Genomic DNA, 24,280 nt, shown 5'->3' with positions numbered 1-24,280 from the left:
GGCTACTCTGGGCCCGTGAACGAAGGATCGGGGGTCGCGAATCCGGGTGAGAGATCGGTCACCTCGGATGCCGCGCCGACCGGCAGCGGCGGATCGGGGACCGCATCCGGTCAGGCGTCGCCGAACCCACTGACCCCGCAAGTACGCTGGCTGATTGCTGCGATCGCGTTGTTCGCGGTGTCGGCGATCGTCTCGCTGCTCGCGCACTGGTGGCACGGCTACATCGACCTCCAGGTGTATCGCAACGGCGCCCGGGTCTGGCTGGACAACGGCGACCTGTACGGCCCGATGCCGCCGGTCGAGGGAATCGGACTGCCGTTCACCTATCCACCCTTGGCCGCGTTGTTCTTCGCGCCGCTAGCCCTGATGCCGCTGGTCGCCGCCGAGGTGCTGGTGGTCGTCACGAATGTAGTCAGCCTTGGCATCTCGCTGTGGCTGGTGCTGACCCGCCTGCGGCCCGAGCTGTCGCGCCCGATCCTGCTCACGCTGGTCATCGGCGCGGTCGCGGTGGCGCAATTCTTCGAACCCATCCGCCAGACCTTCGGCTTCGGCCAGATCAACCTGGTGCTGATGGCCGCGATCACACTGGACTGCCTGGCGCGCAAGCCTTTCTGGCCGCGCGGCATGCTGATCGGCATCGCGGTGTCGGTGAAGCTGATCCCCGCCGGCTATCTGCTGTACTTCGTGCTGCGCAAGGACTGGAAAGCCGCGGGCACGCTGGTGGTCTCCGCGATCGCGGCCGTGGGTCTCGGATTCCTGCTGTTCCCTAGCGATTCCGTGGACTATTGGTTCCACACCCTCGCCGACACCGGCCGGATCGGACCTCCTTACTTCGCGGGCAACCAGTCCATCAAAGGCATGGCCTTCCGCCTCGGCATCGGCGACACGGCGGCCACACTGGTGTGGATCACCTTGTCGGTGCTGGCGGTCGCGCTGGCCGCGGTGTGGATGCGCAGGCTGATCGAGGCGGGCGCCACCGTGGCGGCACTGCTGGTGAACGCCGCGGCGGTGCTGCTGGTCTCGCCGGTGTCGTGGTCGCATCACTGGGTGTGGATCGCGCCCGCGCTGGTCGTCGCCGCCGACTTCATGGTGCGCGGTGCGCGCAGCCCGCGGGCGATCGGCGTGGTCACGGTCGTCGCCGCGCTGTTCCTGGTCGGCCCGCACTGGCTGCTGCCGCACTCGCGCGACCGCGAGCTGGACTGGGCCTGGTGGCAGCAGATCATCGGAAGCAATTACGTGCTCGCCACTTTCGCCGTGTTGGTCGTCGCGGTATTCACCTATCGCCCGGTGGTCTCGGGCGTGAGGAAGGCGGCCAGCGCAGCGGCGTAGGCCGGAACGTCGAACGCGCCCATCAGCTCGCGCGCCGAATGCATCGCCAGCTGCGGCGCACCGACGTCGACGGTCGACATGCCGGTACGCGCCGCGGTCATCGGCCCGATGGTGGAGCCACAGGGCAGGTCGGCGCGATGGACGTAACGCTGCAACGGGACCGCGGCCTGCGCGCAGGCCAGCGCGAACGCGCCCGCGCCGGTGGAGTCCGTGGCATAGCGCAGATTCTGGTTGACCTTCAGCACCGGCCCGCCGTTCACCTCGATCCGGTGCGCGGGCTCGTGCCGCTCCGGATAGTTCGGATGCGTCGCGTGCGCCATGTCGCCGGACGCGCACACCGAACCGGCCAGTGCGGCCAGATATTCGGCGCGGCCGCCGCCGCGCGCGAGCACGATCCGCTCCAGCACCGCGGGCAGCAGATCGGACTGCGCGCCGCGGTCGGACTGACTGCCGACCTCCTCGTGGTCGAACATGGCCAGCACCGGGACGACCGTGCCCGGCTCCTCGATCGCGGCCAGGAACGCCTGCAAGCCCGCGAAGCAGGTGCCCTGGTTGTCCAGTCGCGGCGCGCTGACCAAGTCCTGGTCCCGCCCGATCAGCCTGCTCGGCGTCAGGTCGTGGGTCATCAGCTCCCAGCCGAGCACGTCGCCCGGATCGACCTCGGCCCAGTCGGCCACGAAATCGATGAAGGCGGCCGCCTCGTACCCCGCGCCCCACACCGCGTTGACGTGCCGCTGCGGATCCAGCGTCACACCCCTGCGGTCCTCGGACAGATGGATGGCAAGCTGCGGCACCCGCAGGATCGGCTCATCGATGCGAACCAGGCGCTCGCGCACCGAGTTTCCGTCCCGCACGCTCAGCCGACCGGAAACACCCAACTCCCGGTCGAGCCACGAGTTCAGCCACGCACCGCCGTAGGGCTCCAGCCCGACCAGCTGCCAGCCCGCCGAGGTCAGGTCGGGATGCTGCTTGACGCGCAGGTTGGGACTGTCGGTGTGCGCTCCGACGACGCGGAACCCCGTCCCGGCCGCGGTGTCCCCCGCCGCCCAGGCGACCAGCGACCCACCGCGAATCACGTAATGCCTGCCCGGGCTCTCCGCAGACCAGGTCTGCGACTCCGCGAGCCGGGTGAACCCGCGCGCGTCCAATTCCGCGGCGACCGTGCGGCAGACGTGGAACGGCGACGGGGACGCATCGATGAACGCGCACAGCCCGGCGGCCGTGGCTGCGGTGGTGGAGACGGGCATGCCTGCGATCCTAGGCAAGCGGGGCGCGACCGGCGTGTCCCGGTCGCTGGGCACGCGTGGCGAATACCGTCCGAAACGGTGCGGACTATGCCGTTATAGCCGCACCGAGATCAGCTCGAGGCGCCCGTCGATTCATCCCACAACATAAGGGCAATAATGGTCCGGCGACCGATCACGAATCGGACGTACGCGGCATTCATCGGACGAATGTCCGGTACGCCGGAGTATTTACTCCGAGGCGATGGAAACCAGGTCGAGCAATCGCATGAGTTCGGTATATCGGCGTGCGCCGATTCGCCCGCGCAACTCCTGCTCGGCGCGCGCCTCCTCCGCGCGCACCTCGCCGACCAAGTCGGCGCCGAGCCTGCTCAGGCCGATCAGGATGCGGCGCCGATCGTCCTGCGCGGCGAGCCGGAAGATCAGGCCGCGCTCGGCCAGATAGTCGGCATGCCTGGTGGCAGAGGACGGCGCGAGCTGCGATTTGGCCGCCAGCTCGGTCATCGTGATACCCGCGTCGCCGCACAGATTCGACAGCATCGACCACTGATCCGGCGAGAGCTGCCTGGCGCACAGCGCCGCGTCCAAATTCCGTACCCAACCGCGCTCCGCGGCACGCAGCGCGCCATGCAGCGTCGAATTTCCGCTTACAATGGACGTCATTATTTCCCGCCTGCCGTGAATTCCGTTCGAACGAGAAGAAGAGTACCGAATGTCGACGCCGATCGAGAGCCCCGACGGCACGATCGAGGTCCTGAACATAGTGCCACGGCAGGGACCTGGGGGTATCGTCGCGCCGTCCTGCGATGCGGCGATATCGCTCGCGGTCGACGAAATCAACCGAGGCGCGGGAATTCTAGGGCGGGAAATTCGTACTACGAATATCGACGGGGGACGGTCGCCGCACGAGGTGGCCGCCGAGGTCTCCGCCCTGCTGGCCACCGGCATGGTGCACGCCATCACCGGCTGGCACACCTCCGCGGTGCGGCGGGCCGTGGCGCGAGCCGGTGCGGGCCGGGTGCCGTACCTGTACGCCACCAGCCACGAGGGACTGACCGACGAGCTACCCGGCGTGCTGATGCTCGGCGAGCACCCGGCCGGACAGACCGTGGCCGCCGTGCACTGGCTCGAACGCGAGTACGGCGTGCGGCGCTGGGCCGTCATCGGCAACGATTACATCTGGCCGCGCCGGTCCGCCAAGGCGATTCGGGAAAGCCTGTCCGACCCGGCCGCGATCGTGCTGGAAAGGTATGTGCCACTGGGATACGCGGATTTCGCGGACTTCCTCGCCCATCCGGCGCTGGACTTGGCCGACGCCGTGGTGATCCTGATGGTCGGCGCCGATGTCGCCCGCTTCAACCGGCAGTACGCGGCCAGTGGCCGCGCCGCGACGCAATTGCGGGTGAGTCCGGCCGCCGACGAAAACGTGCTGTTGGCAGCGGGTGCGGAGGCGAACCACGACTTCTTCGTGGCATCCAGCTTCTTCCTCGACGACCGTATGTCCGACGGACGCGACCGGATGACCCGCTATCGCGCGCGGCACGGCGCGTTCGCTCCCGCGCTGACCAGTTTCAGCAACGCCACCTACGAAGCCGTCCACACGCTGGGCGCGCTCGCGCGGACGGTCGGATCACTGGAGGTGCCGGAGATCCTCGACGCCCTCGACCACGGCCTGCACCTCGAAACCCCTTCCGGAATCAGGGGTTTCCGAGGCAATCAGGCGATTCAGCACGGCTACATCGCCCGCGCGAACGGCGTCGACTTCGAGATCGTCGACCGGATCAGCTGACCCGACGCCGCGGGACGATCACACCCCGACCAGCGTGTCCAGCACCGAGAGGAACAGGCCGAGCCCGTCGTCGCTGGGGCCGGTCAGCGGCTCGGTGGCGTGTTCGGGATGCGGCATCAGGCCGACGACGCGACCGTTGGCCGAGGCGATACCCGCGATACCACGCTGCGAGCCGTTCGGGTTGTCGCTCGCGTAGCGGAAGACCACGCGGCCCTCGCCTTCGAGCTGGTCCAGCACGGCCTCCGACGCCTGGTAGCGCCCCTCCCCGGACTTGAGCGGGACGAGGATCTGCGCGCCCGTCTCGAAGCGGGAGGTCCACGCGGTCGACGCCGACTCCACGGTGAGCCACTCGTCGCGGCAGATGAAGTGCAGCCCCTCGTTGCGGGTCAGCGCGCCGGGCAGCAGGCCGGCCTCGCACAGCACCTGGAAGCCGTTGCAGATGCCGAGCACCGGCAGCCCGGAGCCCGCCGCTCGCACGACCTCGCCCATCACCGGGGCGAAACGGGCGATGGCGCCCGCACGCAGGTAGTCGCCGTAGGAGAAGCCGCCGGGCACGATCACCGCGTCGACGCCCTTCAGGTCGGCGTCGGCATGCCACAGGTCGACCGCCTCGGCGCCGGCCAGACGCACCGCCCTGGCCGCGTCGATGTCGTCGAGCGTGCCGGGGAACGTGATGACCCCGATGCGCGCGGTCATGAGACGCGAACCACCTTCCACTCCTCGATCACCGTGTTGCACAACAGCGATTCGGCGATCTGCTCGAGCGCCGCGTCGTCGACGCTGTCGTCGACGTCGAGTTCGAATCGCTTGCCCTGCCGCACGTCCGAGATGCCCTCGAATCCCAGACGCGGGAGTGCGCCGACGATGGCCTGCCCCTGCGGATCCAGGATCTCGGCCTTCGGCATCACCTCGACCACGACTCGTGCCACGCGTTGCTCCTCATGTGGTTGGGGGGTTACCTCAGCAGCGTAGTTGTGCTGGTCGCGTGCGTCATCCGCGGGGTCGGCCGAGACCGTGGCGCTGTCGTGGAGAACACACCCGGCGTGGTTAGCATGGCGGCATGCGCATAGCCCACTTCGGTCATTCCTGCCTCCTCGTCGAGCTGCACGGCAAGAAGATCCTGTTCGATCCGGGCACCTTCTCGCACGGCTTCGAGGGCCTCACCGGCCTGGACGCGATCGCGGTCACCCATCAGCATCCCGACCACATCGACCCGAACCGGATCGAGGCGCTGATCGACGCGAACCCCGGCGCACGGTTGCTGTCGGACCCGCAGACCGCCGAGCAGCGCGGCGAACGGTGGGAGGCGGTGCACGCGGGCAACGTGCTGACCCTCGGCGATCTCCGGATCACCGGCGGCGGGGGCAGGCACGCGGTCATCCATCCGGAGATCCCCGTGATCGACAACACCGTCTTCCAGCTGGGCACCGCCGACGACCCGGCCCAGCTCGTCCACCCCGGCGACTCGCTGTGGGTGCCGCCGGTCCCGGTCGGCGTGCTCGCCGCTCCGGCCGCCGCGCCCTGGATGCGGATCAGCGAAGCCGTCGATTACCTCCGCGCGGTCGCTCCGCGTGTGGCGCTGCCCATCCACTACGGCATCATCCGGGAGGAGGCCCAGGGCATCTATTTCGGCAGGCTGTCGGAGATGGCCCCGGCCGGAACCGAATTCCGGGTGCTCGAGGCGGAGAAAGACACCGATCTGTAGCGCTACCCGGCGTAGGTGGCGAGGAATATCGCCTCGGCCAGCGCCATGTGTTCGATCTCCTTCGGATCCACGCTCTCGTTGGGCGCGTGGATCAATGACTTCGGCTCCTCGACACCCATCAGCATGATCTCCGCCTCCGGATAGGTGGTGGCGAAGACGTTGCACAGCGGAATCGAGCCGCCCTGCCCCTGGGTGGTCGCCGGGCGGCCGTAGGACGCGGCCAGCGCCGCTTCCATCGCGGCGCGCGCGGGTCCGCCGGTCGAGGAACGGAACGGCGCTGCGGTGCCTTCCAGTTCGACGGTCAGCCTGGCGCGCCACGGCGTGTTGGCCTCGAGATGCGCGAGCAGCGCCTGGTACGCGTCTTCCGGATCGGTGCCGGGCGGAATACGCAGGTTGAGGCGGGCCCGCGCGGTCGCGGGGATCGCGGCGGCCGACCCGACCACCGGCGGCGCGTCGATGCCGAGCACGGTCAGCGCCGGTCGCGCCCAGAGCATGTCGGCGACGGTGCCGTCGCCGATGAGTTCGACGTCGCGCAGGACGCGCGCGTCGGCGTGGAACTGCTCGCTCGGGTACTGGACCCCCGGCCAGACCTGATCGTTCGACAACCCGTCGATGGTGGTGTTGCCCCGCTCGTCGCGCAGCGAGGCCAGCAAGCGGATCAGCGCGGCCAGCGCATCCGGGGCGGGGCCGCCGAACATGCCGGAATGCAAAGGGCTGGCGAGCGTTTCGATGGCGACCACCACGTTCACGCCGCCGCGCAACGTCTGGGTCAGGGTCGGCACACCTGCGGCGAAGTTGCCGCAGTCGCCGACCACGATCGCGTCCGCGTGCAGCAGCTCCGGATTGGCCTCGACGAAGCGCTCCAGTCCTCCGGTGCTCTGCTCCTCGGAACCTTCGGCGACGACAGTCACCCCCAACGGCAGATCCGGGCCGAGCGCGCGCAACGCCGTCAGGTGCATGACGATGTTGCCCTTGCAGTCGGCGCTGCCGCGTCCGTACCAGCGCCCGTCGCGCTCGGTCAGTTCCCACGGCGGGGTGCGCCACGCCGCCTCGTCCATCGGGGGCTGAACGTCGTAGTGACAGTAGAGCAACACCGTGGGCGCGCCGTCGGGGGCAGGCCGGGACGCGACGACCGCCTTGGTGCCGTCCGGCGTTTCGTGTAAGCCGACCGTGGTCAGCCCGGCGGCGACGAACGCGTCCGCCACCCACTGGGCCGCCATGTCGCACTCCTCGATCGGATACTGCCGTGGATCGGCCACCGATTGGAACGAAACAAGCTGCGCCAAATCGGTTTTCGCCTGGTCCATCAATCCGGCCACGGCACCGCGCAATTCCGCCACCCGCACATCCTCCGCCATTCCCCCACCCTATCCCCCGTTCCTCGGGCGGAGTTCGCGCCGCCGACCGGGTGTTCGGACGGTCCGCGCGCGGAAGCGGGAAGTGCGCCCGATGGTGGAAAGGGTGTGCCAAGCTGAGCGTCGAGGGCGTTGGCTAACTGTCGGCATCCTCGGCAGGCACACCCGCACAACGTCTAATCGGGAGGCCGTTCTCATGTCCGAAGCAGCCGATGACCTGTTCGCCCTGCCGGGGCTCAGCCGGTCCGCGCCCCGGTCCGGATTCCCCGCGCACGAGATGTTCCCTCAGGTCGCCTACGAGATCGTGCACGACGAACTGATGCTCGACGGCGTCTCCAGGATGAACCTGGCCACGTTCTGCACCACCTGGGTGGACGACCAGGCGCGCAGGCTGATGTCCGAATGCCTGGACAAGAACATCGTCGACAAGGACGAGTATCCGCAGACCGCCGAACTGGAGCGCCGAGCCGTCCGGATGGTCGCCGATCTGTGGCACGCGCCGGATCCGGCCGTCACGCACGGCACCTCGACCACCGGATCCAGCGAGGCGGCCATGCTCGGCGGCTTGGCGGCGAAATTCCGCTGGCGCAAGCGCGGCGGCACGGGGACGCCCAACTTCGTCTGTGGACCGGTCCAGGTGTGCTGGGAGAAATTCGCGCGCTATTTCGATGTCGAGATCCGCCAGATTCCGCTACGTGGCGAGCGGCTCACCATGCACCCCGACGACCTCGCCCAGTACTGCGACGCGAACACCATGATGGTCGTGCCCACCTTCGGGCAGACCTACACCGGCCTGTTCGAGGATGTCGCCGGGATCAGCGCGGCGCTCGACGGCTTGCAGCGCGAGAAGGGCCTGGACATCCCCATTCACGTCGACGCGGCCAGCGGCGGCTTCCTGGCCCCGTTCGCCGCACCGGATCTGGTCTGGGATTTCCGGCTGCCCAGGGTCAAGTCGATCAACGCCTCCGGCCACAAGACCGGGTTGGCCCCACTCGGCGCGGGCTGGGCGATCTGGCGCGAAGCCGGCGACCTGCCGGAGGAGTTGATCTTCGACGTCGACTACCTCGGCGGCAGCATGGCCACCTTCAACCTGAACTTCTCCCGGCCCGGCGGGCAGGCGATCACGCAGTACTACCAGTTCATCCGGCTGGGGCGCACCGGCTACGCGCGGGTGCAGTCCGCGATCTACCGCGCGGCGCAGCACTTGGCCGCGGGAGTGCGCGGGCTCGGGGTCTTCGAACTGATCCACGACGGCGACCCGCAACGCGGCATCACGGCGGTGTGCTGGCGTCTGACCGGCGATCCCGGCTTCAACCTCTACGACCTGTCCGACCGGCTGCGTGCCCGAGGCTGGCTGATCGCCGCCTATCCGCTGCCCGCCGACCGGAACGACGAGACGGTGATGCGGGCGGTGCTGCGCCACGGCTTCACCATCGACATGGCCGACCTGCTGCTCGCGGACCTCGACCGCTGCATGCGGCAGCTGCGGCAGCGGCCGTTCTCGACCTCGCTCACGCGCGCCGAGGCGGGCGGATTCACACACGACGCGGCGCCCGCCGTAGCGAAGCCATCGATCGCCGCGTCCTGAGCAATGACAGCGCCGCCGCCCGGCTACGCCATTCGCGGGCGGCGGCGCCGATCGGTCGCGCGAAGGCGGTCCCGACCGGCCGCGGGCGACGGAGCCGACCCACCGTCGCCCGCGGCGTCAGTCATGCGGCCCGAGCCGCCGCGAAGGGCTCCCACCGGTAGGTGGCCCCCACCGCGCCGTGGAACAGCGCGAGGTCGACGGCGTCGAGCACGGCTTGGCGCGGGCCGGACCGCCCCAGCTGGGCGGCGGACACGGCCAGCCGCAGCACCCCGCCGCGACGGGCGGTGCGCGCGGCGCCCATGACCAGGGCGCGGCACCACCACGGTTCCGCGCGGAAACCCTCGCCGATGCCGTACACCCTGGCCTTCTGCGCCGTGTTGCGCTCCAGGTCGACGATCGACGTGAGGCCGAGCGCCAGCCGGAAACCGGCTCCTGGCAGCGCCTCGAGCGCCCCCGTCGAGGCATCCCAGCGGGGAGCGGCGAACAGCCGGGTGCGCAGGTCTGCCTGCTCCAGCACCCGGTCCGCGGCGGTCAGCCGCAGCCGCGCCTCGTGGCCGGGCAGCGTGGCGAACTCGGCGCGCCGCCGCTTGGTGGCCGCCTGGTCGTAGCCGTGCAGCACGATCGCGTCGCCGCGAGCCCGCCTGCCGCGCAGCCAGGCCTGCGTCGCGGGATCCGCCAGCAGCCGGTATTTGCCCTTCAGCCGCGGCGCGACCAGCAGCGAGAGCGGCACGCCGCGCCGATCCATCTCTTCGGCGAATTCGATCGCCGTGTCCCGGGTGGTGTCCCTGATCCCGGAAATCGACACGATCAACTCAGCGTTCATGACCCCACGGTGCCAGCCGCACGTGTCCGTGATGTGCAGAGTGTATGACCACGTGGCGAACACTCCGCCACGCCTGTGCCGAGTGGTCGCCCCGCGGTCGGCGCGCCGATGCCACCCGATGGCGGGCGTCGGCGCGCCGGTGCGCTACGCGCCTGCGAGACCGAGCGTGTCCAGAATCCAAGCGTGCTCGAAGGCCACTTCCCGCCATTTCTCGTAGCGCCCACTGACCCCGCCGTGGCCCGCGCTCATCTCCGTCTTCAGCAACAGCGGCGCATCACCGGTCGCGGTGGCGCGCAGCTTGGCGATCCACTTCGCGGGCTCGACGTAGAGCACGCGGGTGTCGTTCAGGCTGGTGATGGCCAGGATCGCCGGATAGTCCTTGGCCTCGACGTTCTCGTACGGCGAGTAGGACTTCATGTACGCGTAGACGTCCTCGTCGGCGAGCGGATTCCCCCATTCGTCCCACTCGATCACGGTGAGCGGGAGCGACGGATCGAGGATGGAGGTGAGCGGATCGACGAACGGGACGTTCGCCAGGATGCCCGTGAACAGTTCGGGAGCCAGGTTCGCCACCGCGCCGACCAGCAAGCCGCCCGCACTGCCGCCGTCGGCGACCAACCGGTCCGGGGCCGTGACCCCGGTGTCGACGAGATGCCGTGCGGCGGAGACGAAGTCGGTGAAGGTGTTCTTCTTGGTGAGCGTCTTGCCGTGCTCGTACCAGAGCCTGCCCATCTCGCCGCCGCCGCGCACGTGCGCGACCGCGAAGACCATGCCGCGATCCAGCAGCGACAATCGGGCAACCGAGAAGGACGGGTCGATGCTCGCCTCGTAGGAGCCGTAGCCGTACAGCAGCAGCGGCTTCGGCCCGTCGGCGGTCGTCTTCTTCCGCACGAGCGAGATCGGAATCCGGGTGCCGTCCTCGGCCACGGCCCAATCCCGGTGCTGCTCGTACTCGTTCGCGTCGTAGCCGCCGAGCACGGGCTGTTCCTTGCGCAACAGCAGCTCACCGGTGACCGGGACGTAGTCGAACACCTGCATCGGCGTGATGAACGACGTCACACCGATGCGCAGGGTCGGCTGCGCCCACTCCGGGTTGGAGCCGACGCCGACCGCGAAGAGTTCCAGATCGAAGTCGAGTTCGCGGCGCTCGCCGTAACCGGAGTCGGTCAGCGGCCACACCGCGATCCGGGTGAGCGCCTCGCGCCGGTAGCTGAGCACCAGGTGGTCGCGGAACGCGTCGATATCCTCCAGCCGCACGTCCTCGCGATGGCCGATCAGCTGGGTGAGGTTCGACGGGTCGTCCACCGGGGCCTCGGCGAGCACGAAGTTCTCCGCCTTGACGCCGTCGACCACGTCGTTGTGCAGGATCAGGAAGCGATGCTCGCCGCCGATCACCGCGTGCTCGGCGGAGTACTCGACGCCCTCGCGGCGCGGCAGCAGCACACGGAACTCGCCCTCGGGATCGTCGGACTCGAGGACCCAGCCCTCGCTGGTGATCTTGGAGCCGACCCAGATCATCAGGTATTTCTCCGAGCGGCTCGCGCCGATGCTGACCCAATAGCGCTCGTCGGGTTCGTGGAACACTTTGACGTCGGGATCGGTGGCGCCGAGCCGGTGCCGCCACACCGTATCGGGCCGCCACGACTCGTCGACGGTCTGGTAGAAGACGTGGCTACCGTCCAGCGACCAGGTCGCGCCCGGAGCGGTGCCCGCGATCTCGTCGCCGAGCAGTTCGCCGGTGCGCAGGTCCTTGAAGCGCAGCACGTACCGCTCGTCACCGACGTTGTCCACCGAGTAGGCGAGCAGCGTGCCGTCGTGGCTGATCGAGAACGCGCCGAGCGAGAAGAAATCGTGTCCTTCGGCCAGTTCGTTGCTGTCGAGCAGCACCTCTTCGCCCGGGACCTCGGTCTCGGCGTTCAGCTGCGGCGGAGTCCACGCGTCGATGCCTTCGGCGCTCGCCGCGATCGGGCACCGGCAGTGCACGCCGTACTGCTTGCCCTCGAAGCTGCGCGAGTAGTACCAGTAGTCGCCCAGCCGGGTTGGCACCGACAGATCGGTCTCCTGCGTGCGCGCTTTGATCTCGTCGAAGATCGTCTCGCGCAGCGTGCTCAGGTGCTCGGTCTGCGCCTCGGTGTAAGCGTTCTCCGCCTCCAGGTAGGCGATGACGTCGGGGTTGTCCTTGTCCCGCAGCCACTCGTACTCGTCGACGAACACGTCGCCGTGGTGCACCCGCTCGGTGGGCACCGTCTTGGCGACCGGCGGCGCCACCGCGCCGCTACCGGGTTCGGAGATCGTTCCGCTGTCGAGAGCCATGGCGTCCACCCTACTGTTCGGATGCCTCGCCGCCCGCCGCCTGGATGATGCCGTCGAGCACGTCACCGGTCCGGCGCAGATCGCGCATCGCCTGATCGATCCTGGCGCGCTCCTCGGTGAGCTTTTCCACCAGGAACGGCGTCGCCCTGGCGTTGGGCGTGCCGTCGACGTCGTGGATGCACGGCAGCAGTTCGCCGATCGTGTCGCTGTGCAGGCCGGCGGCGAACATCTGCTGGATGCGCCGGACGCGGTCGACCGCCGCCTCCGCGTACTCTCGCTGCCCGCCGGAGGTCCGCTCCGAGGCCAGTAGTCCCTTCGTCTCGTAGTACCGCAGCGACCGGACGCTCACGCCGGTCCGCTCGGCGAGTTCACCGATCCGCACCATCGCTCCTTGACCTAACATCAATGTCAGGTTTTACGGTACAGCCATGCTGCTGTTGACCGAATACCGCAACCACCCGCTCGACCTCCCCAACCGGATCGTCATGGCGCCGATGACCCGGCTCCGCTCGCTGCCCGACGGCTCGCCGACGGCGGACGTCGCCGCCTACTACGCCCAGCGCGCCACGGCGGGACTCATCATCACCGAGGGCATCTGGCCGCATTCGACCGGCCAGAGCGAAGCGTGGGTGCCCGGCTTGCAGACGCCCGCGCACGTCGCGGCGTGGCGCCGGGTCACCGAGGCGGTGCACACGCGCGGCGGACGGATCTTCGCGCAGCTCATGCACGGCGGGCGCAAGGGTCATCCGCTCGCCCGGATCGATGGATCCTGGCCCGCCGGACCGTCGGCGGTGCTGGACGACGACAGAGTGCACCTGATCGACGGCGGCAAGGCCGATCCGATCACTCCCGCCGAACTCGATCGCGCGGATATCGAGGCCACGATCGAGCACTACGCCGCCGCCGCGCGCAATGCCGTGGCAGCGGGCTTCGACGGCGTCGAGATCCACGGCGCGAACAGCTATCTGCTGCACCAATTCCTCGCCGACAACACCAACCTGCGCGACGACGAATACGGCGGTTCGATCGCCAACCGCATGCGGCTGCCCCTCGCGGTGGTGGACGCGGTGAGCGAGGCCATCGGCGCGCACCGCACCGCCATCCGGCTCTCGCCGGGTAATCCCCAGTTCAACATGTACGAGGCGGACCCGGCCCCGCTCTACCGCGCACTCGTCAGCGAGCTCGATCGGCGCGAGTTGGCCTACCTGCACCTGACCGACAACGACCGCTACCCGGCGCTGGCCGACCTGCGGCCGCGCTGGCACGGCACGCTCATCGCGAACATCGGCGAGAACCGCGAGCCGACCACGGCGGCGGGCGCGGAACAGGTGCTGCGCGCCGGTCACGCCGACCTGGTTTCCTTCGGCAGGCAGTTCATCTCGAATCCCGATCTCGTGCACCGCATTCGCCATGACCTGCCGCTGGCTCCCATCCGCGAGGAGTACCTGTACGGCCGCACCGCCGAGGGCTACAGCGACTATCCGAACTGGACCGCGGCCGAACTGGTGCGCGACTGACTCGTCACTACGGGAAACGCGGGCGCGGCCGATTCCTCGCGTCCCGCGAAAACCCGAGAGGCCGGGGCATCACCGCGCCGATCGATGACGCCTCGGCGATGATCGCCGACCATGAGCCGAGCGGCGGCGAGCTCAGCCCAGCGCGCCGCGGATCGAGGAGGCCAGGTAGTCCAGATCCTCCCGCCGCGGACTGGTCGGGCGGCCGCGCAAGCCGAACCCGTCGCCCGGCGTGCGAGGGATTACGTGCAAGTGGACGTGGAATACCTCTTGCCCGGCGGTAACCCCATCCGCCAGAAAGAAATTCACCCCGTCGCACCCCACCTCACTGGCCCGCAACGCCGCCGCGAGCCGCTGACCCACCTGGAACAACTTCCCCCCGACGACCGGATCGAGCTCTGCCAGACTGCGCGCCGCCACCTTCGGCACCACCAGCAGATGCCCCGGCGTCATCGGCAGAATGTCCATGAACGCCAGAACATCGTCATCTTCGTAGACCTTGCTCGACGGCGCTCGCCCGGCGACGATATCGGCGAAAATCGTGTAGGGATTCACGACTCGCAGCCTATGCGGTCGTCTGTGTCTTCGTGCTACGCAATCCCTTCCGGTTCCCGCCCGCGCGACGAAGGATTCGCCGCGAAAGGCGCAGTCCGCTAGAGGATCGGTGACGGCGAGTATCGGGCCGCGTCCGGGTACCGGTCGACGAGTTTTTGCACCTGGCCGATCACGTCGGCGACCTGGGCTTCGGCGGCGCCGACGAAGACGGACTTGTCGGACAGCGCCGCGTCGAGGGCGGGGCGGTCGAGCGGGAGGCGCGGGTCGGCGGCGAGGCGGTCCAGGAGGTCGGGTTCGCGGCCCTGCTCGCGCATGGCCAAGGCAACCGCGACGGCGTGCTCCTTGATCACCTCGTGCGCCGTCTCGCGGCCGACACCGGTCCGGACGGCTGCCATGAGGATGCGGGTGGTGGCGAGGAACGGCAGGTATCGGTCCAGTTCGCGGGCGATCACCGCCGGGTAGGCGCCGAACTCGGCCAGCACGGTGAGGAAGGTCTCCATCATCCCGTCGATGGCGAAGAACGCGTCCGGCAGCGCGACGCGGCGGACCACCGAGCAGAACACGTCGCCCTCGTTCCACTGCGCACCGGCCAGCTCGGCCGCCATCGAGGCGTAACCGCGCAGCACCACTTGCAGACCGTTGACCCGTTCGCAGGAGCGGGTGTTCATCTTGTGCGGCATCGCCGAGCTGCCCACCTGCCCGGGCTGGAAACCCTCGGTGACCAGTTCGTGCCCGGCCATGAGCCGGATGGTGTGCGCGAACGAGGACGGGCCCGCGCCCACTTGCACCAGCGTGGACAGCACGTCGTGATCCAGCGAGCGCGGGTAGACCTGGCCGACGCTGGTGAGCACGGTCGCGAAACCCAGGTGCCGGGCGACCTGCTGCTCCAGCCGGGCGAGCTTGGCCGGGTCGCCGCCGAGCAGGTCGAGCATGTCCTGCGCGGTGCCCATCGGGCCCTTGATCCCGCGCAGCGGGTAGCGGTCGATCAGCTCGCGCAGCCTGGTGAGCGCGATCAGCAATTCGTCGGCCGCGGAGGCGAACCGCTTGCCGAGGGTGGTGGCCTGCGCCGCGACGTTGTGCGAGCGGCCCGCCATCACCAACGCCTGGTATTCCGCGGCGCGCTCGGCCAGTCGCGCGGCGATCGCGACGCCGTGCGCGTGCACGTGCTCGAGCGAGAGCCGGATCTGCAGCTGCTCCACGTTCTCGGTGAGGTCGCGGCTGGTCATGCCCTTGTGCACGTGCTCGTGCCCGGCCAGCGCGTTGAACTCCTCGATGCGCGCCTTCACGTCGTGCCGGGTGACCCGCTCGCGTTCGGCGATGGAGGACAGATCCACCTCGTCGAGCACCCGCTCGTAGTCGGCGATCACCCCGTCGGGCACGTCGACGCCCAGCTCCGCCTGTGCCCGCAGCACCTCCAGCCACAACCGCCGCTCGAGTACGACTTTGTGCTCCGGCGACCACAGATGCACCAGCCCGGGACTGGCGTAGCGGGTGGCGAGGACATTGGGGACGATGCTCACGTCCGGTCAGTCTAGTGCTCGGTAACGATCCACTTGCTGGGGCGTGGCACGCACGGGGCTGTCCGCGGCCGCGTATGCCGCCGCCTCCGGGGGCGCCGACCGCGCCGGGGGCGCGACGATGTCGATCACTTCCAGCAGCGCGCCGCGAGCCATCCGCCGGGGCTCCGGGTCCATCTCGGTGAGCGCGGCGACCACGGCTCCGTCCACCACCGCGACGAGTCGGCGCAACTGTTCCGGCCGCACCATCCGGTCGGATCGGCGCAGCACGTCGGCCAGCAGCTCGTCCAGCTGGGCCCGCAGCCGTAGCTGGACTTCGCGTAGCTCCGGGTGCCGCGCCGACGCGACCGATCGCTCGTAGCGGGCGATGAGCTGCCCGCGCGCGCCCTCGTCGGCCCCGTCGCTGCCCACCAGCAGGTCGAGCACCAGGTCGACGGTGGCCTCCGCGCCGCGGCGGCGGTGGCTCACCTCGCCGACGCGCCTGCGCATCGCGTCCAACTCGGCGTTGCCGCTGAACTCGACCGCTCGCGCGATGAGGTCGTCCAGCGATTCGAAGTAGTAGGTGGTCGACGCCAGAGGCAGATCAGCGCGCGTCGCAACCGAACGATGCCGCACCGCCTCGAATCCGCCTTCGAGCAACAGCTCGGCAGCGGCGGCTATCAAAGCCTGGCGACGCCGTTCGCCTTTCGGGGTCGTCGCGGTGATCACCGTGCCATCGTGCCAGTCGTCATCAGTTCTTCCAGGGGAAATCAGCGAGGAAAAGCAACCATCGTTGTTTTACCGCATCCGCGCGGCCGGGGTGCCGAACTGCGAAAAGTTCTTGCCGGGCATAGCTTTCAAACGCGTAGATAGTGCCCTAGACGCAGCAGCGCCGCCTCGATGTCGGCGGTGGCTCCGGCAAACGAGAAACGTACCGTTCGGTGTCCGTTGACGGTGTCGAAATCCACTCCCGGTGCGAGCGCGACGCCGGTGTGGTTCAGCACGTCGGCGCACCAGGCGCGGGAGTCGTCGGTGAGGTGGCCGATGTCGGCGTAGGCGTAGAAGGCGCCGTCGGCCGGGGCGAGGTCGGTGATGCCCAGTTTCGGCAGTCCGTCCAGCAGCAACCTGCGGTTCACCGCGTACCGGCGGACGTGCCCGTCGAGTTCCGCCTTGGCCTCCGCGCCGAACGCGTGCAACGCCGCGTACTGCGAGATCGCGGGCGGGCACACCGTCAGGTTCGAGGCCAGGCGCTGCAACGCGGGGCGCAACCCGCTCGGCACCAGCATCCAGCCCAGCCGCCAGCCCGTCATGGAGAAGTACTTGGAGACCGAGCCGATCACCACCGCTTCCCGTGAGGTCTCCCAGGCCGACGAGGTCGCGCTGTCGGGCCCCGTGTCATAGGTGATGCCGTGGTAGATCTCGTCGGAGATCAGCAGCGTGCCGTGCTCCTCGCACCAGCGGGCCAGCGCCGCGAGTTCCGCCGGAGCGATCATGGTGCCGGTGGGGTTGGCGGGGCTGGCAACCACCAGACCGGCGGGCGGCTCCGGAAGCGCTTCGAGCATGGCGACGGTGGGCTGGAACCTGGTCTGCGCGCCGCAGTCCAGCTCCAGCACGCGGCAGCCGAGCGCGGCGAGCGTGTTGCGGTAGGCCGGATAGCCCGGACGCGCGACCACGACGGTGTCGCCGGGGTCGAACGCGGCGAGGAAGATCAGCGAGAAGGCGCCGGACGAGCCGGTCGTCACGACGACGTCGTCCGGATCGACCTGATAACCGTAGGTCTCCCGATGATGTTCGGCGATCGCTTCCCGAATCGCCAGGATGCCGAAAGTCTCGGTATAGCCCAGCAATTCGGACTGAATGGCCAGTTGGGTCGCGCGCAGGACCGGCGCGGGCGCAGGCGTCGACGGCTGCCCCGCCGCGAGCACGAGCACATCACCGTGCGTCCGGGCGCGTTCCGCGGCGGCTTTCCACACATCCATCACGTAGAAAGGTGGAATGGTCGACCGGCGAGATTCTCTGGACACTCGACAGACGGTAGAGCACGCTTCACCGCGCAGTCGCGGTTATGGTCTACCCGATGCTCGATAAGTCTCGACGAGACGGACTCGACCGAGTGCGCGGAGTAGCCGGCATAGGCGTCATTCCGCGCGACTGGCGTGCGCGCCTACCGCGACGTTCCCGACCTCGACTTTTCGGGAGACTCGATCCGCGCGCGCTGTGGGCGCGCCGCCGCCACCTGCGGGCCTGGTGGCGGCGCAGGCCGGATCCCCGTGACCTGTGGCGCCGCAAACCCAGCGGCGAGGCGTTGCTCGGACTGGCGCGCAAGCACAAGGTGCTGCTCGGCGGGCTCGCCGCGACCGCGGTGTTCGCCGCGAGCGACATGTCGTTCGCCGGGACGGTCACCGATCGCACGCCCGCGCCGGACGCCGCCCAGCTCGTCGCCGTCGCATATCCACCGCAGATGCAGAACACTCCGCCCTCGGTTACCAGGTTGCTGAACGCCATCGCCAACGGTGAGCGTCTGCGCGAACAGGCGGTGGTCGCGGCCGCCGCACGCGCGACCCTCGAACGCGCGAAGGCCGAGGCCGCCGCCGCCGTCGCCGGTGCGCAGCAGCCGTGGATGACCGGAACCGCACCGGTGCAGCCCGGGGCGATGCTGCCGGGCGGCCGGGGCTTCGTTCTACCCGCCCACGGCGTCTTCACCTCCGGCTTCGGCTCGCGCTGGGGCACGTTCCACAACGGCATCGACATCGCGGGCCCGATCGGCACCCCGATCTACGCGGTCGCCGACGGCACCGTCATCGACGCGGGACCGGCGCAGGGCTTCGGCCTGTGGGTGCGAATCCGCCACGATGACGGCAGCATCACCGTCTACGGGCACATGTACGACTTCTTCGTCTCGGTCGGCGAGCGGGTGCCCGCGGGGATGCAGATCGCCCGCATGGGCAACCGAGGCGACTCGACGGGCCCGCACCTGCACTTCGAGGTGATCGTCGGCGGACAGCACGTGGACCCGCAGCAGTGGCTGGCGGTGCGCGGACTCACGTTCGGATGAACCGCGACGCACCCGGTGGCTCGAGCGGCATCGGGGCACGCGCAACCGTCGGCACAGGAGCGGTTCCACGCACCTGCGGCGAGGACCGGCCCTGCGCTGGTGTGGCCGACAGTCGGCCGCGTAGCGGCATAGGAGATCGACGCCGCGGACCAGGCCCGACCAGTAGCAGGCTCAGCAGTTCGAGCCCCACACTGCCGTCTGCTGGGCAGCTATCAGGGCCTGCGCCGACCGAGCCGGTTCGACCCCGATCCGTCGGCTCTGCTGTACGGCCACCAGGGCGCCTGCGCCGACCGAGCCGGTTCGACCCCGATCCGTCGGCTCTGCTGCGCGGCCACCAAGGCCTGCGCCGACCGAGCCGCCCGCTCAGACCTCGATGCGGTTCTCGACGGCGGCCAAGCCGATATCCGTGCGGTAATGGCTGCCCGGCAGTTTGATCGCGGCGATGCGGTCGTAGGCGCGGGCGCGGGCCTCGGAAAGGTCGGCGCCGACGCCGACCACGTTCAGCACCCGCCCGCCCGCGGAGAGCAGGGCGCCGTCTTCGCGCTGCGTGGTGCCCGCGTGTAGCACCGTCGCGTTCTCGTCGGACGCGCCCTCGCCCGCGCCGGAGATCGCGTCGCCGAGACGCGGACGCCCCGGGTAGTTCTCCGCGGCGAGCACCACGGTGATCGCGGAGCCGTCGCGCCAGCGCGGCGGAGCGACCTGCGCCAGCGTGCCGGTGGCGGTGGCGTACAGCAGCTCGCCGAGCGGGCTTTCCAGCAACGCGAGCACCGCCTGCGTCTCGGGATCGCCGAAGCGGCAATTGAATTCGACCACGGCGGGCCCGGCCGCGCCGATCGCCAGTCCCGCGTAGAGCAGGCCGGAGAAGCCGCTGCCGCGCCGCACCAATTCGGCGGCAACGGGTTTCACCACGTCGTCGACGATCGCGGTGACGGTCTGCGCGGGCAGCCAGGGCAGCGGCGTGTACGCGCCCATGCCGCCGGTATTGGGGCCGGTGTCGCCGTCACCGACGCGCTTGTGATCCTGCGCGGGCAGTAGCGGAACCACCGTCTCGCCGTCGACCAGGCAGAACAGCGAGACTTCCGGTCCGTCCAAGAACGATTCCAGCAGCACGGGGTGGCCTTGTTCGAGCAGTTCGGCCCCGTGCTCGCGCGCGGCGGAGCGGTCGGCGGTCACCACCACGCCCTTGCCCGCCGCGAGTCCGTCGTCCTTCACCACCCAGGTAGGACCGAAACGGTCCAGCGCGTCGTCCAGCTCGGCCGGGTTGTCCACCACCTCGCTGTGCGCGGTGCGCACGCCCGCGGCGGCCATCACATCCTTGGCGAACGCCTTGGAGCCCTCGATCCGGGCGGCCGCGGCCGACGGACCGAAGCACGGGAAGCCCGCCACCCGCAGCGCGTCGGCGACGCCGAGCACCAGCGGGACCTCGGGGCCGATCACCACCAGGTCGGCGTCCACCTCGGTGGCCAGCGCGACCACGTCCTCCGCGGCGCACGGGTCGACCGGGCGGACCTGCGCGTGCTGGGCGATCCCGGCGTTGCCGGGGGCGGCGAAGAGCGCGGTCACCGCGGGGTCCCGGCGCAGCGCCAGGACGAGGGCATGTTCACGGGCTCCGGAACCGATGACGAGTACACGCACGGCAGACAGCCTAAACGAGCCGTTCGGCGTCTTCGCCGCTGCCGGTGCGCGCGGAGGGGATGATGAAAGGGGACAACGGATGTGGGGCGTGACACGGCCCACACCGACCACTGTCGTCCTTTCCGGCACGAGCGGGGGCCTGACCACTCGTGCCGCCGGAGCACCCGAAGGAAGTGCTGAGATGGGTCTGATCGACGGACTGATGGGCAACGCCGGCCGGATCGATCCGGGACAGGCGCAACAGGAGTACGCCAAGCTCCTCGGCAACGGCGAACAGGTCTATGCCGCGTACCTGCTGGTCCGCGACGCGATGCTGTTCACGAACCGCCGCCTGATCCTCATCGACAAGCAGGGCGTCACCGGCCGCAAGGTGAGCTACCACAGCGTTCCCTATCGCGCGATCACCCACTTCTCGGTGGAGACCGCGGGCACCTTCGATCTGGACGCGGAGCTGGCCATCTGGATCTCGGGCGGCGACGAGCCGCTGCTGAAGCGGTTCAACCGGCAGGTGGACATCTACGAGGTGCAGGGCATCCTGTCGCATTTCGTCGCGGTGTAGCGCGGGGCGGTCCGGCGCCTGGGCACACGGGCCGGTCTACGCTGCGGGACATGGCTTCTGTCTTCAGCGCGATCATCGCCGGTCAGCTCCCGGGCCGTTTCGTCTGGGAGGACGACGAGTTCGTCGGTTTCCTCACCATCGCCCCGGTCACTCCCGGTCACACCCTCGTGGTGCCCCGCAAGGAGATCGACCACTGGCAGGACATCGACGCCGACACCCTCGCCCGGTTGACCGCCGTCGCACAGAAGATCGGCCAGGCCGTGCGCGCGGCCTGGGACGCGCCGCGCGCCGGTCTGCTGATCGCCGGTCTGGAAGTGCCGCATTTGCACGTCCACGTGTTCCCGGCCTTCTCGCTGGGTGACTTCGACATCTCCGGCGCCGACCCGAACCCGAGCCCGGAGTCCCTGGACGAGGCCCAAGCCAAGATCAAGCAGGCGCTGCGCGACCTCGGCCACGGCGACAACGTCCCAGGCTAGCCCGCCTCTCCGGGTATTCAGGCCGTACTGGTCGGGTGGTGCGTGATTTGCGTTCAGGTCCTGCGTTGCGTGCCACGTAGTTTTGGGCGTACCCCGTGAGTTACCCATGTTCGTACGAGATCAGTCGTCGCCTCGGTTTTGGTAAGGGCCGACCGCTCGTCGCGGTCGACCCTTACCTTTCTGCATCCATCGGTCAGCTCGCGACGTCGTGCAAGGGTGTGTCGACTCCGCCGACCGCGACGGTGGCCAGGGTCTGGCGCGGGGTCCAGTAGATCCGGCCGTGCTCGAAGTCCTGGTAGGTACCCGTGTCCCAGGGGATCTCGTCGGTCGTCGGCCAGCCCAGCGGGCCGCTCTGGTAGCCCGAGCGGTTCCAGCGGTCGCGGATCGCGCCGTGCACCCAGCACACGCTGTCGCTCGATTGGCGCCGGTAGAGCGCTCCGCCTTGGAAGCCTTGCACCTCACCCGTCGTCTGACCGTCCGCCCCGTGCACGACGGTGCGGTCGGTGATCGGGTAGCCGAGCGGGCCTGCCTCCCAACCCAATGCTTCGAACTTTCCCCACAGCGTCTCCGGGATGGCGTGCGCGCCGGTGTCCGGATGCCAATAGATGTACCCGTGCTCGAACTGGGCGAAGCGGCCCGCGCCGTCGGGTGTCGCGATCTCCCCTGCCGTGATCCGCGTACCGAGCCACGGATTCGCCGCCGCGCAATCGTTGATCGCGTTCGGCTCCGATCCGCTCGGCTCGCCGGTGGCGAAGCCACGCACGTCGTCGGCGAACACGTCCCAGGGGAAATTCGGTCCCACATCGGTGTGCGTGCCGATGCCGAGACACTCGGTGACGTACTTGTGGTCGGAGATGCCCTGGCGCCGCTGGTAGGGCGGCGTGATGACATACGTGTCGAAGCCGTATTTGCGCGCGTCCTGCACCGCGAGCCAGGCCGCGATGCGGATATCGTCGCGGATGCGCAGCCAGTCGTCCCGGCTCCATGCGACGCGGCTGCCCGCGAAGCAGAGGTTGATGGTGAACGAGTTCGCGTCCAGCACCGACCAGCTGGCCAGGTCGGTGTCGACCACGTCGACCACCACGCCATCGCGGACGGTGTAGTGGTAGCTCACGCCGTTCGCCGGGTTGTTCAGATAGTTGGCCAAGCTTTCGGCGGTTCCGTTGCCTTCCTGGGTATGCAGCAGGAAGTTCTCGACGCGCGCACCGTGGCGGCTGGACGCGGAGTCACCCATCCGGTCCAATTCGACGTAATCGGGCTTCTGCATTGTTCCCCCTGAGTTCGGATTCGCCTTCGACCATTGGCCGTAGTCGGCGGCGAGGACTTTGTCGACATCCACGACGACGCCGCCGACCCGGTCGGCGTCGATGCGGATCTGATGGAGGTGCGCGGCGGGATGGTCGCCGTTGATCGAGGAATCACCGGACCAGTTGTGTTGCCAGAACCACGTGGCGACGCCGTCCTCGAGCGCCCAGTCGATGCACCGGGCGTTGCCGTACATGCCGGTCCATTCCAGACCGACGACCGATGCCCAGCCCCGGAGAAACGGCGCGATCAGCGAATTCCACTCGTCCAGTGACGGATTCGCGTCAACGGGGGCATACAGCGGGCGGGAATCCGGCCCGCCGGCCGCGCGGTGGTAACCGAGCGCGATCCGCGCGTGGCGCACGCCCGCGTCGTAACCGCCTTTCCAGTCCGACGTCTCCCCCTTGCCGTACTGGTAATTGGTGACTATCTCGAGCCCGATGGCGCGTAATCGGTCGCAGTAATCCCGCCGCAGCGGCTTCGCACCGAAATTCGTGCCAGGACGGGAATCGCTGAAGTAGCCTATGACGCCCGCGTATCCAGCGTCTTTGATCGCTTGCGGCTCGATGAGCGCGGCGGAGAAGTCGATCAGCTCAGTCATCGCGCGCCCCCCTGGTCGTACGAGCCCGCGCAACGGTCGGCGGCAACGCGTTGTATTCGTACATCTGAAGCAACTTTCGGCAGATGGAGAACCCGACAGAGCTAGAGTCACCCGAATGTGCGCGAAGTATGCCGAGATGCCCCGTTTGTGGCCCATCCGGTGTTTGCGCGTGATCTGAACATGCTCGGCACGAGAAATATTTGCGCACACCAGACTACAAACGGACTCGTAGCGGGAAACATGCTCGCCAGTCGGTAATCAGATTTGCCAACTGTTTGCCGCCACTCTCGAACTGGTCAGCCGTTTTCGCTGAGCACTCGGGAGCGGGCTAGGATGACGAATTCTTCACCGCAGGCACCGAATTCGAATCGGCGCGTTCGGCGGCAGGTCTTTCGCGGCCACCGCGATCGTTCCCTCTGGCCGCGCCACAGCCCGCAGATCGTCCAACTGCCAGCGCAAGCGGTGCGCCCGGTGCGCCTCGGCTCTCGCCTGCCGCGATCGTGACGCCCTCTCGGAGACTCCCGAGAGCGCCCGGCCCGACCGAATCACGCAGCCGAACTCGAGCCGGAGACGACCGCGACCGCGACCGCGACCGCGACGAACGGTGTCGGGGCCGCCGATCGAATCGAGCGGCATCCTGCCCCGCAGAGACCTCACGGGTTGCAACCACAGAGGTGCCGAATGGTGTCCCGGTCAGGATTGAACTGACGACCGCTCGCTTACAACATCGAGCACGGCCTCTACCACTGAGCTACAGACGCGCAGCGACTGCGGAGCCCCCTGTCAGGATTGAACTGACGACCGCTCGCTTACAACATCGAGCACGGCCTCTACCACTGAGCGACAGACGCGCAGCGACTGCGGAGCCCCCTGTCAGGATTGAACTGACGACCGCTCGCTTACAACATCGAGCACGGCCTCTACCACTGAGCGACAGA

The 24,280-nt window shown here is 68.9% G+C and carries 22 protein-coding genes; 8 read left to right on the top strand and 14 right to left on the bottom strand.

The features are described from left to right. Positions 1 to 15 precede the first annotated feature (15 nt). Positions 16 to 1,329 carry a glycosyltransferase 87 family protein gene (locus ACFV2O_RS05550; protein WP_379250411.1) on the top strand — a complete coding sequence of 438 codons (1,314 nt, stop codon included), beginning with the start codon at positions 16 to 18 and terminating at the stop codon, positions 1,327 to 1,329. Here the strand turns inward: ACFV2O_RS05550 and ACFV2O_RS05545 are convergent. Together ACFV2O_RS05545 and ACFV2O_RS05540 are read right to left on the bottom strand one after the other, a co-directional pair. After that, positions 1,278 to 2,576, bottom strand: coding sequence for a M18 family aminopeptidase (locus tag ACFV2O_RS05545; protein ID WP_379250409.1), 1,299 nt, complete (start codon positions 2,574 to 2,576; stop codon positions 1,278 to 1,280). The two genes, ACFV2O_RS05550 and ACFV2O_RS05545, sit on opposite strands and share 52 nt — an antisense overlap. 228 nt (positions 2,577 to 2,804) lie before the next feature. After that, positions 2,805 to 3,236, bottom strand: coding sequence for a MarR family winged helix-turn-helix transcriptional regulator (locus ACFV2O_RS05540; RefSeq protein WP_379250407.1), 432 nt, complete (start codon positions 3,234 to 3,236; stop codon positions 2,805 to 2,807). Between the two features lie 49 nt (positions 3,237 to 3,285). Between ACFV2O_RS05540 and ACFV2O_RS05535 the strand changes: the two genes are divergently transcribed. Further along, positions 3,286 to 4,362 (top strand): substrate-binding domain-containing protein, encoded by a 1,077-nt coding sequence (locus ACFV2O_RS05535; protein ID WP_355076945.1) that lies wholly within the window; start codon positions 3,286 to 3,288, stop codon positions 4,360 to 4,362. An 18-nt stretch (positions 4,363 to 4,380) separates the two neighbouring features. On the opposite strand, the gene purQ is transcribed toward ACFV2O_RS05535, so the two are convergent. Together purQ and purS are read right to left on the bottom strand one after the other, a co-directional pair. Next, positions 4,381 to 5,058: a phosphoribosylformylglycinamidine synthase subunit PurQ gene (gene purQ / locus ACFV2O_RS05530; RefSeq protein ID WP_379250406.1), complete on the bottom strand. Its 678-nt coding sequence runs from the start codon at positions 5,056 to 5,058 to the stop codon at positions 4,381 to 4,383. Next, on the bottom strand, positions 5,055 to 5,291 hold the full coding sequence (gene purS / locus ACFV2O_RS05525) for a phosphoribosylformylglycinamidine synthase subunit PurS (RefSeq protein ID WP_195078153.1): 237 nt from the start codon (positions 5,289 to 5,291) through the stop codon (positions 5,055 to 5,057). The genes purQ and purS overlap by 4 nt, the downstream gene beginning before the upstream one ends. 131 nt (positions 5,292 to 5,422) lie before the next feature. Here purS and ACFV2O_RS05520 point away from each other — a divergent pair, with 131 nt between their 5' ends. Next, positions 5,423 to 6,067, top strand: a complete 645-nt coding sequence (locus ACFV2O_RS05520; protein ID WP_356963656.1) for an MBL fold metallo-hydrolase — start codon at positions 5,423 to 5,425, stop codon at positions 6,065 to 6,067. Positions 6,068 to 6,069: 2 nt separating this feature from the next. Here ACFV2O_RS05520 and ACFV2O_RS05515 read toward each other — a convergent pair whose 3' ends face one another. Next, positions 6,070 to 7,425 carry a dipeptidase gene (locus ACFV2O_RS05515; protein ID WP_379250405.1) on the bottom strand — a complete coding sequence of 452 codons (1,356 nt, stop codon included), beginning with the start codon at positions 7,423 to 7,425 and terminating at the stop codon, positions 6,070 to 6,072. 193 nt (positions 7,426 to 7,618) lie between these two features. On the opposite strand from ACFV2O_RS05515, the gene ACFV2O_RS05510 reads away from it, so the two are divergent. Then, positions 7,619 to 9,010 (top strand): glutamate decarboxylase, encoded by a 1,392-nt coding sequence (locus ACFV2O_RS05510; RefSeq protein WP_379250404.1) that lies wholly within the window; start codon positions 7,619 to 7,621, stop codon positions 9,008 to 9,010. Between the two features lie 121 nt (positions 9,011 to 9,131). On the opposite strand, the gene ACFV2O_RS05505 is transcribed toward ACFV2O_RS05510, so the two are convergent. From ACFV2O_RS05505 to ACFV2O_RS05495, 3 genes are all read right to left on the bottom strand, one after another. Continuing rightward, on the bottom strand, positions 9,132 to 9,833 hold the full coding sequence (locus ACFV2O_RS05505) for a DUF2334 domain-containing protein (protein ID WP_379250403.1): 702 nt from the start codon (positions 9,831 to 9,833) through the stop codon (positions 9,132 to 9,134). A 144-nt stretch (positions 9,834 to 9,977) separates the two neighbouring features. Beyond that, a complete protein-coding gene (locus tag ACFV2O_RS05500; RefSeq protein WP_379250402.1) occupies positions 9,978 to 12,146 on the bottom strand; it encodes a S9 family peptidase in 2,169 nt (722 codons plus the stop codon). A gap of 10 nt (positions 12,147 to 12,156) precedes the next feature. Then, entirely contained in the window at positions 12,157 to 12,528 is a 372-nt protein-coding gene (locus tag ACFV2O_RS05495; RefSeq protein WP_355077056.1) for a MerR family transcriptional regulator, read from the bottom strand. Positions 12,529 to 12,574: 46 nt separating this feature from the next. On the opposite strand from ACFV2O_RS05495, the gene ACFV2O_RS05490 reads away from it, so the two are divergent. Further along, the gene (locus tag ACFV2O_RS05490) at positions 12,575 to 13,663 is read left to right on the top strand and encodes an alkene reductase (RefSeq protein WP_379250401.1); all 1,089 of its coding nucleotides are present in this window, start codon (positions 12,575 to 12,577) and stop codon (positions 13,661 to 13,663) included. Between the two features lie 132 nt (positions 13,664 to 13,795). On the opposite strand, the gene ACFV2O_RS05485 is transcribed toward ACFV2O_RS05490, so the two are convergent. From ACFV2O_RS05485 to ACFV2O_RS05470, 4 genes are all read right to left on the bottom strand, one after another. Then, positions 13,796 to 14,215, bottom strand: a complete 420-nt coding sequence (locus tag ACFV2O_RS05485; RefSeq protein WP_379250400.1) for an HIT family protein — start codon at positions 14,213 to 14,215, stop codon at positions 13,796 to 13,798. Between the two features lie 98 nt (positions 14,216 to 14,313). Further along, positions 14,314 to 15,735 (bottom strand): adenylosuccinate lyase, encoded by a 1,422-nt coding sequence (purB, locus tag ACFV2O_RS05480; protein WP_379250399.1) that lies wholly within the window; start codon positions 15,733 to 15,735, stop codon positions 14,314 to 14,316. 6 nt (positions 15,736 to 15,741) lie between these two features. Further along, complete coding sequence (locus ACFV2O_RS05475) at positions 15,742 to 16,440, bottom strand: TetR family transcriptional regulator (RefSeq protein WP_355076926.1); 699 nt, start codon at positions 16,438 to 16,440, stop codon at positions 15,742 to 15,744. A 128-nt stretch (positions 16,441 to 16,568) separates the two neighbouring features. Next, complete coding sequence (locus ACFV2O_RS05470; protein ID WP_379250398.1) at positions 16,569 to 17,735, bottom strand: pyridoxal phosphate-dependent aminotransferase; 1,167 nt, start codon at positions 17,733 to 17,735, stop codon at positions 16,569 to 16,571. A 53-nt stretch (positions 17,736 to 17,788) separates the two neighbouring features. Between ACFV2O_RS05470 and ACFV2O_RS05465 the strand changes: the two genes are divergently transcribed. Further along, positions 17,789 to 18,766, top strand: a complete 978-nt coding sequence (locus tag ACFV2O_RS05465; RefSeq protein WP_379250397.1) for a M23 family metallopeptidase — start codon at positions 17,789 to 17,791, stop codon at positions 18,764 to 18,766. A 363-nt stretch (positions 18,767 to 19,129) separates the two neighbouring features. Here ACFV2O_RS05465 and purD read toward each other — a convergent pair whose 3' ends face one another. Continuing rightward, the gene (purD, locus tag ACFV2O_RS05460; RefSeq protein WP_379250396.1) at positions 19,130 to 20,401 is read right to left on the bottom strand and encodes a phosphoribosylamine--glycine ligase; all 1,272 of its coding nucleotides are present in this window, start codon (positions 20,399 to 20,401) and stop codon (positions 19,130 to 19,132) included. 181 nt (positions 20,402 to 20,582) lie between these two features. On the opposite strand from purD, the gene ACFV2O_RS05455 reads away from it, so the two are divergent. Together ACFV2O_RS05455 and ACFV2O_RS05450 are read left to right on the top strand one after the other, a co-directional pair. Continuing rightward, complete coding sequence (locus tag ACFV2O_RS05455; RefSeq protein ID WP_356963646.1) at positions 20,583 to 20,960, top strand: PH domain-containing protein; 378 nt, start codon at positions 20,583 to 20,585, stop codon at positions 20,958 to 20,960. Between the two features lie 50 nt (positions 20,961 to 21,010). After that, the gene (locus ACFV2O_RS05450) at positions 21,011 to 21,436 is read left to right on the top strand and encodes an HIT family protein (RefSeq protein ID WP_356963645.1); all 426 of its coding nucleotides are present in this window, start codon (positions 21,011 to 21,013) and stop codon (positions 21,434 to 21,436) included. A gap of 193 nt (positions 21,437 to 21,629) precedes the next feature. Here ACFV2O_RS05450 and ACFV2O_RS05445 read toward each other — a convergent pair whose 3' ends face one another. Then, a complete protein-coding gene (locus ACFV2O_RS05445; protein WP_379250395.1) occupies positions 21,630 to 23,342 on the bottom strand; it encodes a glycoside hydrolase domain-containing protein in 1,713 nt (570 codons plus the stop codon). Between the last annotated feature and the right edge of the window lie 938 nt (positions 23,343 to 24,280).

The organism is Nocardia sp. NPDC059691, assembly GCF_042733915.1.
GTDB classification, from domain to species: Bacteria; Actinomycetota; Actinomycetes; order Mycobacteriales; family Mycobacteriaceae; genus Nocardia; species Nocardia sichangensis.
This window is presented reverse-complemented; position numbering and strand designations above follow the sequence as displayed.

Coding starts and splice junctions, on each gene's coding strand:
- ACFV2O_RS05545 (WP_379250409.1), bottom strand. CDS start 2,576: ATGCCCGTCTCCACCACCGCAGCCACGGCCGCCGGGCTGTGCGCGTTC.
- ACFV2O_RS05540 (WP_379250407.1), bottom strand. CDS start 3,236: ATGACGTCCATTGTAAGCGGAAATTCGACGCTGCATGGCGCGCTGCGT.
- ACFV2O_RS05535 (WP_355076945.1), top strand. CDS start 3,286: ATGTCGACGCCGATCGAGAGCCCCGACGGCACGATCGAGGTCCTGAAC.
- purQ (WP_379250406.1), bottom strand. CDS start 5,058: ATGACCGCGCGCATCGGGGTCATCACGTTCCCCGGCACGCTCGACGAC.
- ACFV2O_RS05520 (WP_356963656.1), top strand. CDS start 5,423: ATGCGCATAGCCCACTTCGGTCATTCCTGCCTCCTCGTCGAGCTGCAC.
- ACFV2O_RS05515 (WP_379250405.1), bottom strand. CDS start 7,425: ATGGCGGAGGATGTGCGGGTGGCGGAATTGCGCGGTGCCGTGGCCGGA.
- ACFV2O_RS05510 (WP_379250404.1), top strand. CDS start 7,619: ATGTCCGAAGCAGCCGATGACCTGTTCGCCCTGCCGGGGCTCAGCCGG.
- ACFV2O_RS05505 (WP_379250403.1), bottom strand. CDS start 9,833: ATGAACGCTGAGTTGATCGTGTCGATTTCCGGGATCAGGGACACCACC.
- ACFV2O_RS05500 (WP_379250402.1), bottom strand. CDS start 12,146: ATGGCTCTCGACAGCGGAACGATCTCCGAACCCGGTAGCGGCGCGGTG.
- ACFV2O_RS05490 (WP_379250401.1), top strand. CDS start 12,575: ATGCTGCTGTTGACCGAATACCGCAACCACCCGCTCGACCTCCCCAAC.
- ACFV2O_RS05465 (WP_379250397.1), top strand. CDS start 17,789: ATGCTCGATAAGTCTCGACGAGACGGACTCGACCGAGTGCGCGGAGTA.
- ACFV2O_RS05455 (WP_356963646.1), top strand. CDS start 20,583: ATGGGTCTGATCGACGGACTGATGGGCAACGCCGGCCGGATCGATCCG.
- ACFV2O_RS05450 (WP_356963645.1), top strand. CDS start 21,011: ATGGCTTCTGTCTTCAGCGCGATCATCGCCGGTCAGCTCCCGGGCCGT.
- ACFV2O_RS05445 (WP_379250395.1), bottom strand. CDS start 23,342: ATGACTGAGCTGATCGACTTCTCCGCCGCGCTCATCGAGCCGCAAGCG.